The 1274-nt window shown below is 67.7% G+C and carries 1 protein-coding gene; it reads left to right on the top strand.

The window, feature by feature from the left end; genetic code table 11:
• Positions 1-1265: IS30 family transposase (locus BCY76_RS17270; protein WP_237090260.1), on the top strand; the 1265-nt coding region annotated here is incomplete at its 5' end.
• Positions 1266-1274: the final 9 nt, after the last annotated feature.

Here is a 1274-nt window from a genome sequence, read left to right as displayed (position 1 = left end):
AGGTGGCGCTGGCGGTCGGCGTGTCGGTGCCGGTTGGGTCTCGCTGGTTTCGCCACGCTGGCGGCATGCCGCCGATCTCACTGAACGAACCCACGGGCCGCTACCTGAGTTTCGAGGAGCGCGAGGAGATCGCGATCCTGCGCGCCAAGGACAAGGGTGTGCGTGAGATCGCCGCCGCGCTGGGGCGCGACCCGTCGACCATCTCTCGCGAGCTGCGCCGCAACGCCGCCACGCGTGGCGGGAGGCCCGAGTACCGGGCCACGGTCGCCCAGTGGAAGGCGCAGCAGGCCGCAAAGCGGCCGAAGCCCGCCAAGCTCGCCACCAATGATCGGTTGCGCGAGTACGTCCAGGACCGCCTCGCGGGGAACGTCTGTCGACCTGACGGCACGACGGTCGAGGGCCCTTCCACGCCCCAGTGGAAGGGGCGCAACAAGCCCCACCGGGCTGACCGGCGATGGTCGACGGCGTGGAGTCCGGAGCAGATTGCCTATCGGTTGAAGGTCGACTTCCCCGATGATGAGTCTATGCGCATCAGTCACGAGGCGATCTACCAGGCTCTGTTCATCGAGGGACGCGGAGCGCTCAAGCGGGAACTGGTCGCGTGCCTGCGCACCGGCCGTGCACTGCGGCAGCCGCGAGCACGGTCACAGAGCAAGCCTCAAGGACACGTCACCGCCGAGGTCGTGCTCAGGGAACGCCCGGCCGAGGCCGATGACCGTGCCGTTCCTGGCCATTGGGAGGGCGACCTGATCATCGGGACCGGTAGGTCCGCGATCGGCACGCTGGTCGAACGCAGCAGCCGCTCCACGATTCTGGTCCACCTCCCACGCTTCCAGGGGTGGGGTGAGAAGCCGTACGTGAAGAACGGGCCCGCGCTCGGCGGCTACGGGGCCGTCGCGATGAACGCGGCGCTGGCAGCGTCGGTGACCACGTTGCCCGAGCAGTTGCGCAAGACCCTGACCTGGGACCGCGGCAAGGAACTCTCCGGCCACGCCCAGTTCGCGATGGAGACCGGGACCAAGGTGTTCTTCGCCGACCCGCACTCACCATGGCAGCGACCCACGAACGAGAACACCAATGGCCTGCTGCGCCAGTACTTCCCGAAGGGCACCGACCTGTCTCGCTGGTCCGCCGAGGACCTCGAAGCCGTTGCTCACACGCTCAACAACCGGCCACGCAAGGTCCTCGGCTGGAAGACACCCGCCGAGGTCTTCGAGGAGCAGCTACGCTCACTTCAACAGGCCGGTGTTGCATCGACTGGTTGAACCCAGGCA

Source organism: Nesterenkonia sp. PF2B19 (assembly GCF_001758425.2).
Taxonomy (GTDB): Bacteria; Actinomycetota; Actinomycetes; order Actinomycetales; family Micrococcaceae; genus Nesterenkonia; species Nesterenkonia aethiopica.
The sequence above is the reverse complement of the archived record's forward strand: the minus strand, read 5'-3'. Positions and strand labels throughout refer to the sequence as shown.